The 14,354-nt window shown below is 54.8% G+C and carries 23 protein-coding genes; 17 read left to right on the plus strand and 6 right to left on the minus strand.

Annotation, left to right across the window (positions count from 1 at the left end; translation table 11 throughout):
• The first annotated feature begins 20 nt into the window (after positions 1 to 20).
• The 16 genes from ACZ47H_RS02890 (at position 21) to ACZ47H_RS02965 (ending at position 8,630) form a co-directional block, all read left to right on the plus strand.
• Positions 21 to 551: a 50S ribosomal protein L16 gene (locus ACZ47H_RS02890; RefSeq protein ID WP_464933693.1), complete on the plus strand. Its 531-nt coding sequence runs from the start codon at positions 21 to 23 to the stop codon at positions 549 to 551.
• Positions 551 to 1,582, plus strand: a complete 1,032-nt coding sequence (dph2, locus tag ACZ47H_RS02895; RefSeq protein WP_464933694.1) for a diphthamide biosynthesis enzyme Dph2 — start codon at positions 551 to 553, stop codon at positions 1,580 to 1,582. Before ACZ47H_RS02890 ends, dph2 begins: the two co-directional genes overlap by 1 nt.
• Positions 1,583 to 1,587: 5 nt before the next feature.
• On the plus strand, positions 1,588 to 2,217 hold the full coding sequence (locus ACZ47H_RS02900; protein ID WP_464933695.1) for an METTL5 family protein: 630 nt from the start codon (positions 1,588 to 1,590) through the stop codon (positions 2,215 to 2,217).
• Positions 2,192 to 2,836 carry an exosome complex RNA-binding protein Csl4 gene (locus ACZ47H_RS02905; protein ID WP_464933696.1) on the plus strand — a complete coding sequence of 215 codons (645 nt, stop codon included), beginning with the start codon at positions 2,192 to 2,194 and terminating at the stop codon, positions 2,834 to 2,836. The genes ACZ47H_RS02900 and ACZ47H_RS02905 overlap by 26 nt, the downstream gene beginning before the upstream one ends.
• A 9-nt stretch (positions 2,837 to 2,845) precedes the next feature.
• Entirely contained in the window at positions 2,846 to 3,505 is a 660-nt protein-coding gene (locus ACZ47H_RS02910; RefSeq protein WP_464933697.1) for a DUF2067 family protein, read from the plus strand.
• Entirely contained in the window at positions 3,483 to 3,779 is a 297-nt protein-coding gene (locus ACZ47H_RS02915; RefSeq protein WP_464933934.1) for an RpoL/Rpb11 RNA polymerase subunit family protein, read from the plus strand. Before ACZ47H_RS02910 ends, ACZ47H_RS02915 begins: the two co-directional genes overlap by 23 nt.
• Positions 3,769 to 4,074, plus strand: coding sequence for a hypothetical protein (locus tag ACZ47H_RS02920; RefSeq protein ID WP_464933698.1), 306 nt, complete (start codon positions 3,769 to 3,771; stop codon positions 4,072 to 4,074). Before ACZ47H_RS02915 ends, ACZ47H_RS02920 begins: the two co-directional genes overlap by 11 nt.
• 87 nt (positions 4,075 to 4,161) lie before the next feature.
• The gene (locus ACZ47H_RS02925) at positions 4,162 to 4,509 is read left to right on the plus strand and encodes a transcription factor S (protein WP_464933935.1); all 348 of its coding nucleotides are present in this window, start codon (positions 4,162 to 4,164) and stop codon (positions 4,507 to 4,509) included.
• Positions 4,491 to 4,691 carry a hypothetical protein gene (locus ACZ47H_RS02930; RefSeq protein WP_464933699.1) on the plus strand — a complete coding sequence of 67 codons (201 nt, stop codon included), beginning with the start codon at positions 4,491 to 4,493 and terminating at the stop codon, positions 4,689 to 4,691. The genes ACZ47H_RS02925 and ACZ47H_RS02930 overlap by 19 nt, the downstream gene beginning before the upstream one ends.
• A gap of 65 nt (positions 4,692 to 4,756) precedes the next feature.
• A complete protein-coding gene (locus tag ACZ47H_RS02935) occupies positions 4,757 to 5,506 on the plus strand; it encodes a DNA polymerase sliding clamp (protein WP_464933700.1) in 750 nt (249 codons plus the stop codon).
• The gene (locus ACZ47H_RS02940; RefSeq protein ID WP_464933701.1) at positions 5,487 to 6,572 is read left to right on the plus strand and encodes a DNA primase small subunit domain-containing protein; all 1,086 of its coding nucleotides are present in this window, start codon (positions 5,487 to 5,489) and stop codon (positions 6,570 to 6,572) included. Before ACZ47H_RS02935 ends, ACZ47H_RS02940 begins: the two co-directional genes overlap by 20 nt.
• A complete protein-coding gene (locus tag ACZ47H_RS02945; protein WP_464933702.1) occupies positions 6,538 to 7,002 on the plus strand; it encodes a hypothetical protein in 465 nt (154 codons plus the stop codon). Before ACZ47H_RS02940 ends, ACZ47H_RS02945 begins: the two co-directional genes overlap by 35 nt.
• A gap of 31 nt (positions 7,003 to 7,033) precedes the next feature.
• Positions 7,034 to 7,321 carry a 50S ribosomal protein L44e gene (locus tag ACZ47H_RS02950; RefSeq protein ID WP_464933703.1) on the plus strand — a complete coding sequence of 96 codons (288 nt, stop codon included), beginning with the start codon at positions 7,034 to 7,036 and terminating at the stop codon, positions 7,319 to 7,321.
• A gap of 13 nt (positions 7,322 to 7,334) precedes the next feature.
• The gene (locus ACZ47H_RS02955) at positions 7,335 to 7,553 is read left to right on the plus strand and encodes a 30S ribosomal protein S27e (RefSeq protein WP_464933704.1); all 219 of its coding nucleotides are present in this window, start codon (positions 7,335 to 7,337) and stop codon (positions 7,551 to 7,553) included.
• Positions 7,554 to 7,608: 55 nt separating this feature from the next.
• Positions 7,609 to 8,421, plus strand: a complete 813-nt coding sequence (locus ACZ47H_RS02960) for a translation initiation factor IF-2 subunit alpha (RefSeq protein WP_464933705.1) — start codon at positions 7,609 to 7,611, stop codon at positions 8,419 to 8,421.
• Positions 8,422 to 8,450: 29 nt separating this feature from the next.
• Entirely contained in the window at positions 8,451 to 8,630 is a 180-nt protein-coding gene (locus ACZ47H_RS02965) for an RNA-protein complex protein Nop10 (protein ID WP_464933706.1), read from the plus strand.
• Between the two features lie 6 nt (positions 8,631 to 8,636).
• Here ACZ47H_RS02965 and ACZ47H_RS02970 read toward each other — a convergent pair whose 3' ends face one another.
• The 3 genes from ACZ47H_RS02970 to ACZ47H_RS02980 are packed head-to-tail and all read right to left on the minus strand — an operon-like array spanning position 8,637 to position 10,361.
• Positions 8,637 to 9,290: a CDP-archaeol synthase gene (locus ACZ47H_RS02970; protein WP_464933707.1), complete on the minus strand. Its 654-nt coding sequence runs from the start codon at positions 9,288 to 9,290 to the stop codon at positions 8,637 to 8,639.
• Positions 9,281 to 9,832, minus strand: a complete 552-nt coding sequence (locus ACZ47H_RS02975; RefSeq protein ID WP_464933708.1) for a DEAD/DEAH box helicase family protein — start codon at positions 9,830 to 9,832, stop codon at positions 9,281 to 9,283. The genes ACZ47H_RS02970 and ACZ47H_RS02975 overlap by 10 nt, the downstream gene beginning before the upstream one ends.
• A gap of 10 nt (positions 9,833 to 9,842) precedes the next feature.
• Positions 9,843 to 10,361 (minus strand): hypothetical protein, encoded by a 519-nt coding sequence (locus ACZ47H_RS02980; protein ID WP_464933709.1) that lies wholly within the window; start codon positions 10,359 to 10,361, stop codon positions 9,843 to 9,845.
• 93 nt (positions 10,362 to 10,454) lie between these two features.
• Here ACZ47H_RS02980 and ACZ47H_RS02985 point away from each other — a divergent pair, with 93 nt between their 5' ends.
• Positions 10,455 to 12,329 (plus strand): hypothetical protein, encoded by a 1,875-nt coding sequence (locus ACZ47H_RS02985; protein WP_464933710.1) that lies wholly within the window; start codon positions 10,455 to 10,457, stop codon positions 12,327 to 12,329.
• On the opposite strand, the gene udg is transcribed toward ACZ47H_RS02985, so the two are convergent.
• The 3 genes from udg to ACZ47H_RS03000 are packed head-to-tail and all read right to left on the minus strand — an operon-like array spanning position 12,326 to position 14,256.
• Positions 12,326 to 12,937, minus strand: coding sequence for a type-4 uracil-DNA glycosylase (udg, locus tag ACZ47H_RS02990; protein WP_464933711.1), 612 nt, complete (start codon positions 12,935 to 12,937; stop codon positions 12,326 to 12,328). The genes ACZ47H_RS02985 and udg overlap by 4 nt on opposite strands.
• Positions 12,903 to 14,030: a glycosyltransferase family 2 protein gene (locus tag ACZ47H_RS02995; RefSeq protein WP_464933712.1), complete on the minus strand. Its 1,128-nt coding sequence runs from the start codon at positions 14,028 to 14,030 to the stop codon at positions 12,903 to 12,905. Before ACZ47H_RS02995 ends, udg begins: the two co-directional genes overlap by 35 nt.
• A gap of 19 nt (positions 14,031 to 14,049) precedes the next feature.
• On the minus strand, positions 14,050 to 14,256 hold the full coding sequence (locus tag ACZ47H_RS03000; RefSeq protein ID WP_464933713.1) for a DUF5622 domain-containing protein: 207 nt from the start codon (positions 14,254 to 14,256) through the stop codon (positions 14,050 to 14,052).
• Positions 14,257 to 14,354: the final 98 nt, after the last annotated feature.

The following is a 14,354-nucleotide window of genomic DNA, read 5'->3' on the forward strand; positions in this document are numbered from 1 at the left end:
GGAGCATGGAGGGATGACACGTGCCGCTCAGGCCTGCAAGATGCTATACCCACTTCAGCGGCCCGCCCTACACTAGGAAGGAGTATATCCACGGTGTACCCCAGCCCAAGATAACCAAGTTCGAGATGGGCAACAGGGAGATGCTAGAGCAGGCTGAGGTCAAGGGCGAGCTCATCGCTATAGAGGCTGGACAGATAAGGCATAATGCCCTCGAGGCCGCTAGGATCGCTGTGAACAAGTACCTCTCCTCCACGGTTGGCGACGCCAACTTCTACTTCAGGATAAGAGTATACCCCCACCACGTGCTGAGAGAGAACAAGATGATGGCGTTCGCGGGAGCAGACCGTCTCCAGGATGGGATGAGGCAGGCCTTCGGGAAGCCGATAGGAACCGCTGCTAGAGTATACCCAGGCCACGTGATCCTCGAAGTATGGGGCAGGGCCAAGGACGTTGAAGCGATCAAGGAGGCGCTGAGGAGGGGAAGCGACAAGTTCCCCATCCCCACTAGGATCAAGATAAAGCCTCTAGCCCAGGCAGGGCAGGTGTCCTAATGCAAGACTGCAACCTACCCTACCATATCGATTTATCCCCACTCGATAAGGTAGAGGCTGAGAGAATAATCCTACAGCTCCCCGATGGCCTCAAGCAATATGCTCCCTGCCTAGCCGAGAGGATAAAGGAGGCTACAGGGGCGACTGTCTACATTGACGGGGACAGCAGCTTCGGAGCATGCGACCTCCACTGGCCCAGACTCTCCCAAATACTGGGAGCAAACCTCATAGTACACGTTGGCCACACACCATACCCTCCCAGCCTGTCTAGCGAGAAAGTCGAGCCCCAGGGGAGGCCTAGAATATTATACCTCCCGGCTAGGAGCAGGCTCCCCCTACCAGAAGGAGCTGTGGAGGAGGTAGCGGGGAGGGCTAAGAGGGAGGGCTGGAGAAGAATAGTCCTAACGGCAACGAGCCAGCACACTCACCTCCTCCCGCAGTTGAGAAGAGGGCTCGTAGCTTATGGAGTGGAGGCGTATATCCCGCCGGCACAGCCCCCCTACTTCGAGGAGGGCCAGGTTCTGGGGTGCGACTACCACCTAGCTAGAAGAATAGAGGCGGACGCCTACGTGATAGTGTCTGGGGGAGTATTCCACCCCCTCGGACTATACCTCTCCACTCTCAAGCCCCTCATACAGGTGGACCCGTATAGGGGGGAGGTTTTGGATAGGACCAGCGAGTTCTCAAGGTTCTATGGTGCGAGGCTCTACAAGGTCTCCAAGGCCATGGGTGCAAGGGTGTGGGGGCTCGTTGCCGGGCTCAAAACAGGCCAGTATAGGCCATGGCTCGTCGAGAAGCTGGCGAGAATGATCGAGGAGAATGGGGGAACATACTACTTATACGCTATGGAGCATGTTGACGAGCAGAGGCTGAGGACCATCGATACACCCGGAATCGACGCGTGGATCATCACGAGCTGCCCCAGGATACCCCTAGACGACCTCCACGGCTACGAGAAGCCAGTGCTCACACCGGGAGAGGCTAGAATGGCTCTATCGGGGAGGCTGGAGCCCTACCTCTTCCCCTGGTAGCAGGGATGCCCCACGTCTCGCGGGTTGCGAGGCTTGTAGAAGAGCTTGCTCCCACCATACCCAACCCGTCGCCCATGCTTGAACAATACACTACGCCCGGCGATATAGCGGCTAGGCTAGCCAACACGATCATGCTGGAGGGGGGCTTGGGAGATGGCCTCATAGCGGACCTGGGTGCTGGGACTTGCAGGCTGTCACTCGCACTGGCACTCTATGGGGCGGAGAGGATAATCGCTGTAGAAGCAGATCCCCGCCTTCCACCATTATGCAGGGAGGCCTTCCAGCGCGCAGGTCTCCCTGGGCCTGAGGCCTACATATTATCGTGGATCAAGCCCGGCGGAGGCCCACTTATCGAGGGAAGAGTGGATACCGTCGTAACCAACCCTCCATTCGGAGTCCATAAGAGGGGTGCAGATACCGCCTTTCTAACATATGCTATGCAGCTGGGGGCCCGCCTAATCTACGCTATACTAAAAACCGGTAACGAACAATACCATACAAGGCTGGCGGAGAAGTACGGGTACAGGCATAGGGTGCTCTACAGGGAATGGTTCCCTATACCAGCCCAGATGCGCCACCACAGGTCTAGGATAAGGAGGGTTGAGGTGAATGTCTCAGTATTCGAGAGAGTATAAGGATAAGAGGGTCCTGCCAGGAGAGATACTAGCGGCCATCGAAGAATTCATACCCGGGCCAGGAACGTATATCGACGAGGATCACGGAGTTATCAGGGCATCGGTTAAGGGGACTGCCACCTATAACATGGCGACCAGGACGGTGGAGGTGAAGGCAGACAAGACCCTGAAAGTCCCCAGACCAGGCTCCTCAGCAGTGGGGCTAGTAACCCAGGTTAGACACGACGTTGTACTCGTGGAACTTTATGGCGAAGTGAGGCTCCAGCCCAGCCCCAAATGGCTCTACGAGTACAGCGGCCGCTTCCTCGGCGCTATACCCATAGCCAACATAAGCGAGGAGTACGTGAAGAGCATAGACGACTATTACAGGAAAGGAGACATAGTTCTCGTAAAGGTTCTCAACAGCTCGAACCCCTACCACCTCTCCACGGTAGAGCCCCCCTACGGGGTCCTCTACGCAGAGTGCTCTAGGTGTGGGGCAGTACTGGAGCCCGTTAACCCCCGGACTATGAAGTGCCCCAGGTGCGGGCACGTTGAGAAGAGGAAGGTCTCTGTGCTCGCCTCCTCCCGGGCCCTCAGCCTTGAGCTGAAGAAGTACCTCGTTATACCGATAAGGTGAACCGGGGATATGGGGAGGAAGAGGGTCTTCATAGTCAAGCTCCCCCCAGAGGCGAGGGCTAATAGGGAGAAGTTCCTTGAGCGCCTCTTCAAGGCTGTCGCCGGGGACCCTGTACTGATACGGGTTAAGGGTGATCAGGTTAGAGTAGAAGTTTACGGGGGCGATGTACTTGCAAGGCAGACCCTGCTCGGCATTCGCCGGGTCCTCGAAGAGTTCTCCACTCCAAGGGTCCCTGGAGCGGGTATGGTGAGGATCCCTAGAAGGGTAGTTTATAGGGAGGCGGGTGTAGCCATCCCGCTCGATGTCCTGGAACTCCTCTTATCCCGCTATGGATACGAGACCCGTGTTGAAGATGACGAGATAGTGACGAAGGCCCCCACCAGCCTCGTATACTCCGCTGCCAGGGAGATAGCGAGGATGCTCGAGGAGATGAAGACGCTCGACGCCACCAGGACTGCGAAGAAGTTCCTCATGGCTGTCGGCGCCGCCACGGGAGCTGGAGTGCTAGAGGCGATAGACTGGGGTTTCGAGCACGACGTTCTGGAGGAGGATGACGAGGGGAAGCTCTACCTCAACCTGGATTGGAGGGAAGCAGTAAAAAGGGTCCTAGCAGGAAAAGAGGGTGGAGGGTTAGAGCTTGGCGAGGGTGGAGCTGAAGAGGATCGGTGAGAGGGAATACGAGTTCATTATAGATGGAGAGGACCATACACTGGGTAGCCTCCTACAATACTATCTCCAGCGGGACGAGAGGGTTGTAAACTCCTACTACACCCTGGTGCACCCGCTTGAGGATAAGATCAAGGTCTACGTTAAGCTCGCGGTGGATGAAGACCCTGTAAAAGTGCTCTCAGACGCTCTAGAGAAGATCCTAGAGGAGGCGGGAGAGCTTAGGGAGAAGGTTATCGAGGCCTATCGCGAAGCCGGGATAAACGTTGAGGGCTAAAAGGGAGGCAAGAGTCCTCGTATCAAAATGCTACTCGGGCATATGCCTTGGCATAGTCCTTAGGGGGAGCGATGTTGACGGGGCCGTAGCAGGCCCCTCATGCAGCGCCCTATGCAGGGAGCTGGAGACTAAAGGCTACACGGGAGAGCTGCGGTACGCTGTGGGGGACTGTAGGTGCGGCCTCCCCACCCCACCCACTGTGACTGGGGAGACTGAATCCCTAATCCTCGCATTATCATCCAGCCTACCCCTATGGATGTCCCGCTCTATGAGAATCCTCACGGGGGATCCATGACCAGTAACATATAACGCCGCTAGACAGTCTTAATCCGTAGAGGTGCAGGGGATGCCCACGACAAAGCCGGCGGCGAGGAAGTCTAGGATAAGATTTTGCCCTAGATGCGGATCGGTAATGTACCCGAGGATGAAGGATGGGAAGCTCCAGCTGTTCTGCCCCCGCTGCGGCTACGTCTTAAACGTAGACGATGAGGATGTGGAGGCGTATAAGGTTAAGAGGAAGGTCGAGCACAGCCCCAGGGAGAAGATTATTGTAGTAGAGGCTGATAAGGCGCCATCCACAGCGGTGTTGCTGAAGGGCCAGGTTCGCTGCCCGAAGTGCGGCGCAGACGAGGTTTACTTCTGGATGATGCAGACGAGGGCGGCGGACGAGCCCCCTACAAGATTCTACAAGTGCAAGGTGTGTGGTTACACATGGAGAGAGTACGCGTAGACGACTGCGCCAGGGTCTATACGCTCTCGAGAGGCCTAGACAAGCTGGCTAGGGACCTAGTAGAGGCCGCCGAGAGGACTCCATACACCATAACATCCCGCCAGCTGCTGGAGGAGATGCAGAGGCTAGCCCACTCCCTGGCTGTGATAGCCCATGACCTGGCGAAGAGTATGGACTGCTAGGGAGCGGGAGCCACGAGACAGTTTTATCCGGGTCATCATCCTATATCAAAGAGGGGGTTAAGCGCATGGCTTCACACATAAGGTTCCAGGACGCTAGGACGTGGAGATACATCGTTGCATCGATGGAGAAGGTCCTAGAGGAGGGGGTATTCGTCGCCTCGAGCGAGGGATTATCCTTTAGAGCCCTAGATCCTTCAAGGGTTGTGATGATAGACCTCTTCTACCCCTCCGACGCCATGCTTGACTACGAGCTTGAGGAGCAGGAAGTAGAGTTCGGGGTCTCCTTCGACACTCTAGTTAAAGTCCTCAGGAGGGCTAGGAAGGATGACGAGCTAGAGATTAGGGTCTCCGACGCCTTCATAGACATTGTATTCCTGGGGAGGGGGACTAGGAGGTTCAGGATCCCCCAGATCTCCCTGACAGTCGAGAAGCCGCCGGAGCCCAAGATTGGATTCACCGTGACAGCCAGGATGCTTGCAACCGTCTTCCGGGAGGCGGTTAAGACCCTTGAGCCAATAGCCGACACCATAAGGCTGATGGCCTCCGGGGAGAAATTCGTTATGAGGGGTATTGGAGACATAGAGAGCGCCGAGCTGGAATTCTCGATGTCAATGGACAGGCAGAGCCTCCTCGACCTAGTAGTAGAGTCGGAGGACAAGGCAGACTACTCGCTGGAATACTTCAGTCAAATGCTTCAAGCCGCCCAGGCGGCCGAGACCGCCACCATAAAATACGCTGAGGACGCTCCTGTGAGAGTGGACTTGGAATATGTGGGCGGGGGAAGGCTGACATTCTATGTATCGCCGACGTTATAGGCCGGGGGAGAAGGTCTACAGGGTTAGAGGGGGAAGGGTAGACTTTCCCCTACTCTACAAGACCTACTACTCTCTTAGACCCAGACTCCGCGAGCCAACGGATATAGAGAAGAGGGAGTTCGCGTTCCAGTACTTCGGCGAGGAGGGCTACCGGAGGCACATGTCCTTCTCGTCAATGGACGAGGTCCTCGAACACATGATCGAGAATCCTCCCAAGCAAGCCTACTACTCGGTCTCCCTGTACGAGCTGCCGGAGGCCAAGTCCATGGAGGAGAAGGGGTGGATAGGGGGAGACCTATTCTTCGACATAGACGTAGACCACCTGGAAGGATGTGGGGGACCCGTGCCTCCCGCAAGCTGTATTGATAAGGGCCTTGAAATGGCCTATAGGATAATTGACATTACCAAGAGGGATCTAGGCGCAGCCTCCTGGCACGTTTACTTCACAGGTCATAGGGGGTTCCATGTGATCGTAGAGTGCGAGGAGTGCTTCCGCCTCGGAAGAAATGAGAGGAAAGAGATAGCACAGTATATCTCGGCCCACGGCCTCGACCTTGGAATATTATTCCCCCTTAATCCCCCCAAAGGATACCAGCCCGCCCTCCCCAGCCGGGAGGAGCCCGGGTGGAGGGGCTGGATAGCTGGAGCCCTAGGCGTTAAAGGGCAGGGCTCACTCAGGTCGCTGGGGAGGGATTGGAGGGATAAACTCCTTAAAGCGGTTTCAAGGGTGGCTGTTGAGATAGACCAGCAGGTGACGCAGGATCCCTCGAGACTGCTTAGGATCGAGGGGAGCCTAAACGGTAAGACAAGCCTCCTCGCCGTCAGTGTGGGGAGGGATTGGAGGCCCGACTACAGGATGCTCTCCCCGTTTAAAGGAGAGGTTGAGGCTAGGTGTCTATCAGATATACCCGAGGAGAACTACTATGGATTCCATGGAGGCTTCCGCTCCGGCGAGGAGGCATCACTCCCCGCCGAGATAGGATTAATGCTTGAGTCAAAGGGGCTATGCAGGGTAAAAGGGGGTGAGATAGTTGTCAGAGCGCATACCGGCTGGGGGTCCCTTTAGGGCTTCAACGGGGATGCACGATTCCCTCAACCTAGAGCACCTAGCTGAGGCCAAGAGCCTCCTATACACATATTGTCCAGGGGCATTCTGCAAAGGCTACCTCCCCCGCCTATTGAAGGCGGCGGAGCTCGTGGCTAGGGCTAGAATCTACGACCTCTCCTATAGTGAAAGTTATGCCGGGATAGACCGGGGGGTACTAGACCTGTACTCTAACCTCGTCAGCCTCTATGCCGAATACATAGCGGGCGCCCTCATAACCTATGGGGAGCACGTGGTGATTAGGGCTAAGCAGCCCTTCTCGCTAGACGGTGTCGTCGTGGAGCCTGGAGAGATTCTCCCTCTACCCTTGAACAGGGGATTTGGACTCGTTCTCGCTGGACTGGCTGAGCCGGTTAGGGAAACAGCTATAAAATTACCTGGAAACGACTAGGCGGTTGGAGGAGGTAGTGGGGGAAGACAGGGTGAAGTTTCCGAAGAAGATAAGAACGTACTGTCCAAGGTGCAAGACCCACACGGTGCACACGGTCGCGGTATACAAGCATGGGAAGAGGAGGACCATGTCAGAGGGCCAGAGGAGGTATATGAGGAAGCAGGAGGGATACGGTTCTAAGAGGAGGCCTGAGCAGAAGAGGTATGCCAAGGTCACAAAGAAGGTAGTGCTAAGGATAAGCTGTACAGAGTGCGGGTACAAGAGGCACATTCTAGGCATAAGGCTCAAGAAGATCGAGCTGGTAGAGAAGCACGTATAGGGGGGATGAGGCAGTGTCGGCTGTAGAATTCGGGGGGCGGAGGAGGAAGATACTAGTCCCCCAGCCTAGGAGCAGGTTCCTCCTAGTAACCTGCCCCCAGTGCGGCCAGAGGCAGGTAGTCTTCAGCCACGCAACATTCCCGGCAAGGTGCCTTAGTTGCGGCGCTCTCCTAGTCCAGCCGACTGGGGGTAAGGCTAAGATCCTCGGCAAGATAGAAAGGATCCTAGGCTAGAAGGCTATCCCTTAATTTCCTCGCCTTAATCCAGTATCCATTGGTGTTAGATGGGATGGTGACGACCCTCAAGCCTAGGAAGCCGCTGCCCAGCGTAGGAGAGCTAGTCGTAGGAACAGTTGAGGAAGTCTACGATTTCGGAGCATACCTCTCACTCGACGAGTATGACGGGATGAGGGGGTTCCTGCCATGGAGCGAGGTAGCGACGAGAGCAGTGAGGAAGATAGACAGGGTAGTACAGCCTGGTAGAAAGGTAGTCGTCAAGGTGATCAGGGTATACAAGGCCAGGAAGCAGGTGGATGTGAGCCTCAAGAGGGTTATGGAGGGCGAGAGAAGGAGGAAGATGATCGACTACAAGAGGAGGGTGAAGGCTGTCTCGATAATAGAGCTTGTAGCTAAGAGCCTGGGGAAGAGCCTGGACGAAGCCTATAAGGAGGTAATATGGAAGCTGGAGGACGCGTATGGTGACCCAATGACAGGGCTTGAGAGGGCAGTGATCTACGGTAGGGAGGCGCTGGAGGAGGCCGGGATACCCGAGGAATGGATTGAACCCCTCCTAGAGGCTGCGAAGACGCACGTCAAGATCAAGGAGGTTAAGATCTCCGGAATACTAACCCTCCGCTCCCTAGCCCCCGATGGAGTAGAGAGGATAAGGAGGGTGCTTCTGAGGTTCCGGGATAACGCGGTGGTGGAGGGAGAGGATATCAAGGTAAGAGTATACACGATCGGAGCGCCGAGGTATAGGGTGGACCTACAAAGCCACGACTACAAGATCCTCGAGAAGGCACTCAAGAACGGACTGAAGGCGGCGGAGAAGGAGGCGGGCAAGCTCGGAGTAGAATATGCCTTCGAGAGGCTCAAGGAGTAGCTGGATTAAGGCGTAGGAGGGTCCCCAGCTTGAAGTGGCTACTTAGAAAATGCGTCCGCTGCGGAAGGTACACGCTCCGCAGAGACAAGTGCCCAGTATGCGGTGGAGAAGTGAGGGTCCCTCATCCACCCCGCTTCTCTCCAGACGACCGCTTCATCAAGTACAGGTATCTAATGAAGAAGATGGCGGGGGAATTCGAGGACCCATAGAGCCCCCTACGGGCATACATTCTTCAAACCCGCCTCCCAAGCAAGACAGTTCGTCAGTATGTGGAGGCCGTATACTAGGAGCGCAGCCAACAAAACATCTGCAAGCGTCATTGGAACCCCCAGCAGCCAGAGGACTATTACGGCGAACATGTAGAAGTCCAGTTGATCGCAGACTGGCAGCGGCTCGCCCGGCCTGAGCCCCCTCCTTCTCTTGTAAAAGCTCGACACAACATCCCCCACTAGTGCTGCTAGGCTCGAGTAGGGGGCTGAGGCTGCGAGTAGTAGAGAGTATCTCCATCCGATGCCCAGCCATGCTATCACTGCTAAAAACATACCGGCAAGGGTTCCTACGAGGGAGCCTAGGAATAGTCCCTCCCACGTCTTGTTAGAACCAAGGATCCTCTTACCCCTCCACATCCTCCCCCCATCTATGGGGGTAAGCGGTGCATCACCTCCTCGAAGGCGGCCCTTGACCTTCTTGGCTAGAACCGCGGACCCATTCGCCGTCATTGCGGGGGTTAGGAATGCGAGTAGCCCGGCGAAATACTCCAGCTCTCCAATATAGTAGTAGAAGTATAGGACGGTGATGGTGAGGAGAAACGAGGTTATCATGAGATATACTGCTAGGCTCCTAGCGTGTTCCCCGCTCTCTACAGCCATTTTACACGCTTCCCCCTTATCTCGAAGCCTAGGATCCTCCTTAAGGGTCTCATGAATTCTAACAGGTATAATCCCGTTTCCCTGCGGGTCCTTGCGATAACTCTGCTCCAAGGAAACATGTAGGGGAAGCCGCTGGCCTCGTCATCGCCGCCAGCTACCTGGGCGGTGGCAAATCCACCCTTACTCCCTAGAAGCGCCGATACGTAGGCTAGTAGGCGCCCATGCTCTGGACCAGGGTTTTCACGGTAGAGCCAGTTAATGCTATCGATAACCGTATAGCGACCGTTCACTACAGCCTTTGTAGCCTCTCTCGCTAGTTCATCCATTGTTAGAACCCGGACAGAGTCGACGTCTAGGCCTGACAGGAAGGAGGCAGTCCCGGGCTCTGTAGCTATTATTATAGGCTTATAGCCATACATCTCCGCAACCAAGTAGGCTTCGTAGGCTAGATGAGTCTTACCAGTAGCGTAGGGTCCATAGACTAGGAAGAAGGACTTCTCAATAATATACTTGTAAAAGAGGGAAGCCGGGCCTCCAGGCAATTCTTCACGCCTAGAAGAAGCTGCGCCGCCTGCTCCCCCTGAGACCCTTCATCCTCTTCCTTATCTCCAGGTCGAGCTCGCTGTCTAGTATAGAAGCCTTGTTCCTCAGCATCTCGAAGTTACTGTTTATCGCCTCTACCAGGCCCGCGGGTGGAGCCGCCTTCTCGAGCGCATCCTTGCCCGAACTCGTCGTCCTAAGCTTCCTGTACAGGCCGGGCTCGTTCTCAACGAATCCAACGTATAGGAGGGATACTAGATCCGACTTTAACTGTGGACTGTAAGGGGTGTTCCCAACCTTCCTGAAATCATATCCTAGGCTAACATTCAGCTCCTCCTGGATCACGTATGCTATGTGCTGCAGGGTCTTCTCGTGGGTGGGGCCGAGCCTATCGATAATGTAGAGCAGCGCCATCTGCCTAGGATTCCTCATAACAGCCTCGGGAGTGACGACTTGAACGCTAATAATCTTCAAGTCCTTGGTGCCCTTCCCCTCCTGCTGTCCACCGCTCTTCTCCTTCTTCTTAGCCATACCCATTCCCCCAGCCAATTGAGTTTAACAGTTCCTCTTAAGACTATTAAGCATGGATTAAGCCTCCCCATACCCCGGTCGGCGGGGAGGGCATTGAAAAGGGTAGTTGGACTAGTATTAATTATGATGGTCGCGGCCGCCTCTATACCCAACACAATAGCCGATGCAGCCGGGAATGGCGAGGAGAGACTCAGGTTATCGGTGGATTTCAACCTTGTGGCTGTAGTGGAGGGGAAGGATAAAGGTGTACTAATCCCGGCGACACTCACAATAACCTACCCCGGGAACGGCACAGTCCTAGTCAACGCTGGGGGAGGGGTTGGAGACATAACATTGAAGAGCACTGTTCAAGCGGTAAAGCTGGCATCACTCCTCTCCGGCGTGGACTGGAGGCAATGGGACTTCAACCTAACCATTCACACAGATTCAGGAATCGATGGGCCAAGCGGAAGCGTAATGGTAGCTCTCGTCGCATACACTCTCCTCTCAGGGGCCCCGACAGGCGAGGGATTTAAGGGTATAGTGGTTACCGGCGCAGTATCCCCCGACGGCCTCGCCTCGAGCGTTGGAGGGGTAGAGTATAAGTGCCAGGCTGCCGGAGAGGGAGGACTAGCCTTCTACTATCCCCTAGTAAACTATACTAGTAAGCTCGCCAAAACATGCAGTGGGTACAGGTACACGGGAATCCTCAACCTCACAAGCCAAGTATTCCACGTATCAAGCCCTCCTACGCCGAAGCCTCCATTCACGCTCCCCCAAGAGTTTAACGAGACCATGAGGGCAGCAGCCGAGAGGATGGCGGGCATGGCTGAGGATCTCCTAGAGAAAGCCAAATCATTAGGCGTGGCAAACGCTAAAATTGAACCGATAGAGAACACTATCAGGCAGAGTAAGTCTCTACTAGAAACCCACCCATACGCTGCAGCAAGCCTAGCCTTCTCATCGCTAAGGGACGCATATAGCATCTACTTAACAGGATTAACAATGAACAAGACCTACAAAGAGGCCAAGGCGATCCTAGACGATGTGGCCGAGAACGTTTCCAAGAGCCTCGACAGCCTAGAGCAAATCCTAGAGGATCTCCCAAGGAATGGATCTATATACTACGTAGAGTTCGTTGCAACCGCGTACACGAGGCTAGCCGCCGCTAGGAGTAGCCTCATAGCATACCACAACTACTCGGAGTCCGCCGAGACGGTCTATGATTACGCAATACCAGAGCTAGCCCACGCGGCGGCTAGGATAACGAGTATAGAGGAGTGGATCAAAAGCGCAAACGCCACTAGGAGCGAGAATCCCGTACTGAGCAGTAGCGATATTGAGAGGCTAGCATGGATCCTCAGGGATTACGCTACCACCAGCGGAGACTACGCCTCCTCGCTTGCAGAGTATGCGGTGAAATACTATGGGAGGAGCAAGGGACTCCTAGTCTATATAGATATCCTTGGCTCGCTTCAGGAGAGGGCTGTGGAGTACATGAACCAGTCAAACTATCTAGCCGCAATAGGATTCTACAGGGAGCTGCTCTCCCAAAGCTTAAACGTAATGTTCCAGGCCTCGATCCAAGCCTACAAGGGGCCGGGAACAGTAATCCCGGATTATATGAAGGAGCTCACAAGGCTCTATGACTCCATAGTGATCCGCCTCCTAAATAGGGGTCTCACACCAGGCCTCGCTCCAGCATACTATGACTATGCGATAGCAGAGGAGGAGCTAAACAATACTGAAGCCAGCATACTCTTAAAAGACGAAGCAGTAGTCAGCGCCATGGTATGGGATATGCTCACAATAGCACACTCTAGCATCAACAAAACAACAAGCGAGTATAAGAGCGTACAGGGTCAGACCTATACTCCGACAGAAACAATTATACTGGCAACAATAGTAGCGCTCATGGCCTACGTCGTAGGATACTTGTCGAGCATTAAAAGCGCGGCAAAGATCCTCAGGGAGTCCCTAGAAAGCTAGAAGAAATCCTCGAGAGTCCCCCTCCTCCGGGAGTCAGCCTCTCTCCTAGAACGTGAAACCACCGCGAGATCACGCTCTATCGAGTCTCTCAACCCAGGATTATAAAGTGCGGCCGCTGGATGATAGGTTGCGATAAGCCTAACATCAACTCCGAAGACCCTCGCGTCTCTAAGCTTACCCCTCTCCTTCGAGATCCCACTCCACCGGAGTCCAGCGGCCTCGAAAAGGAGTTTGCCGGAGATCCTCCCGAGAGCCACGATTATCTTAGGCCTGACAAGCTCTATCTGTCTCCGAAGGTATGGAAGACACGCCCGTATCTCATCCGGCTTAGGGTCCCTGTTACCCGGAGGCCTGCACTTAACAACATTAGTTATATACACAGTAATCCTCGGCATTCCGACCTTCTCCAAGATAGCGTCGAGCAGCTTGCCTGCCATCCCCACGAAGGGGCGGCCCTGCTCATCCTCTTTCCGGCCCGGAGCCTCTCCAACCAACATGACATCAGCGTCCAGTGGGCCCTCTCCCGGAACAGCATTCTTCCGCGTCCGGTAAAGGGGGCACTTCTTGCAGTTTCTAATCTCCTCGACGAGCCTCTTGTACTCTTCCACTGCATCCACCATGCCGTCCACACTCCCAGACGGTTTCTACCGAGAGGACATAGTTGACCCCGAATCCGAGGAGGATCCCTACAAATTGGGCTATAAGGGGATTTATCGATGTAATCGTGACCAGGATCCTCATAGACAGGTAAGTTGTTATGATAGATGCTAGTGAAGCCCTGTGATAGTAAAGTAGCCTCCTAAGAGCCCCCCTCTCCTTGCAATCCCTTCGGAAAAAGTGGCGGAATGTGAAGGTCTCGTGTAATGTATAGTTTGATAGTATGCTTGCCTCGATGCCAGCCAGGCTCGCAACGTCGACATAGCTGGTTAAACGCAGCGTTAGCCACATTACGAGGAGGTTAACCACTACCCCGCTGGCCCCCACGAGAAGGAACCTGGGCATTGGAGAGATCTCCCATGACTGTCTAAGGAAATCAGTGATCACCTTGAACCCAAGCTTGCTCTCCCCGTGCCTCCTCTCCCTGAAGGTGTACGGTACATCCTTAACCTTCAGGCAGGGGTTCCTAGCCAGTATCTCTAAAAGGATCTTGAAGCCCTTAGGCTTAAGATCATCCAAGCGGATCGATTTGAGCCTAACAGCGAAGAAGCCGGAAAGGGGATCACTCGTCACCCTAGCCTCCCTGACAAGAACCTTAACGGCTAAAGTGGCGGCCCTGCTCATCAACAGCCTTATGGGGCTCCAGCCCTCAGTTCCCCCTCCCCTGGCATACCTGGTTGCAACGGCTACGTCTGCTCCTTCCTCAACTGCTCTAATGAGGCGAGGGATCACTTCAGGCGGGTGCTGGAAGTCAGCGTCCATCACGACAGCTATGGGGGCTCTCGCATTCATGAATCCAGTAACTACGGCGGAGGAGAGCCCCTTCTCCCCCTTCCTCAGTATGCATCTTATTCGAGGGTCCCTCTCGCTCCTTCTCCGAGCAACCATACATGTCCCGTCGGGTGAGTCATCGTCGACAACTATGACCTCGAAGCTCTCTATGCCTTCCTTCTCCATAACCTCGACTATCCTGTCTAGCAGTGGACCGATGTTCTCCGCCTCATTATATGTAGGGATTATAATTGTAGCCCTGGGGGTGCTCAACTTTATCACTCTAGACCCTTCAGAGGGCCCTCACCTTCTCGCGGGCCTCCTCCGGCAGCTCTCCCTCATCAATCACCTCGAATGTGAAGGGAGGCTCCCTCACCTTAGGGCCCACTACAAGGTATCTCTCTGGCTCATCCTCTGCTCTACTCTTGAAAACCCTAACCTTAACATACCAGCCATCATCCCTCTTCACATACACGTACTTCCCGTGTTTTCCACCCATAACCCTTCCCCAGAACCCCCCAAGTTCCCGAATAGTCTTAAAAGGAATGCTGTCCTAGGCACCCCATCACCAGCTAACCCTTATAACCCCGGTGAGGC

The organism is Thermodiscus maritimus, from assembly GCF_055382595.1.

Excerpts from the sequence above, each read along its gene's own strand:
- dph2 (WP_464933694.1), top strand. The coding sequence starts at position 551 with ATGCAAGACTGCAACCTACCCTACCATATCGATTTATCCCCACTCGAT.
- ACZ47H_RS02900 (WP_464933695.1), top strand. The coding sequence starts at position 1,588 with ATGCCCCACGTCTCGCGGGTTGCGAGGCTTGTAGAAGAGCTTGCTCCC.
- ACZ47H_RS02905 (WP_464933696.1), top strand. The coding sequence starts at position 2,192 with ATGTCTCAGTATTCGAGAGAGTATAAGGATAAGAGGGTCCTGCCAGGA.
- ACZ47H_RS02910 (WP_464933697.1), top strand. The coding sequence starts at position 2,846 with ATGGGGAGGAAGAGGGTCTTCATAGTCAAGCTCCCCCCAGAGGCGAGG.
- ACZ47H_RS02930 (WP_464933699.1), top strand. The coding sequence starts at position 4,491 with ATGGAGAGAGTACGCGTAGACGACTGCGCCAGGGTCTATACGCTCTCG.
- ACZ47H_RS02935 (WP_464933700.1), top strand. The coding sequence starts at position 4,757 with ATGGCTTCACACATAAGGTTCCAGGACGCTAGGACGTGGAGATACATC.
- ACZ47H_RS02940 (WP_464933701.1), top strand. The coding sequence starts at position 5,487 with ATGTATCGCCGACGTTATAGGCCGGGGGAGAAGGTCTACAGGGTTAGA.
- ACZ47H_RS02960 (WP_464933705.1), top strand. The coding sequence starts at position 7,609 with ATGGTGACGACCCTCAAGCCTAGGAAGCCGCTGCCCAGCGTAGGAGAG.
- ACZ47H_RS02970 (WP_464933707.1), bottom strand. The coding sequence starts at position 9,290 with ATGGCTGTAGAGAGCGGGGAACACGCTAGGAGCCTAGCAGTATATCTC.
- ACZ47H_RS02980 (WP_464933709.1), bottom strand. The coding sequence starts at position 10,361 with ATGGCTAAGAAGAAGGAGAAGAGCGGTGGACAGCAGGAGGGGAAGGGC.
- ACZ47H_RS03000 (WP_464933713.1), bottom strand. The coding sequence starts at position 14,256 with ATGGGTGGAAAACACGGGAAGTACGTGTATGTGAAGAGGGATGATGGC.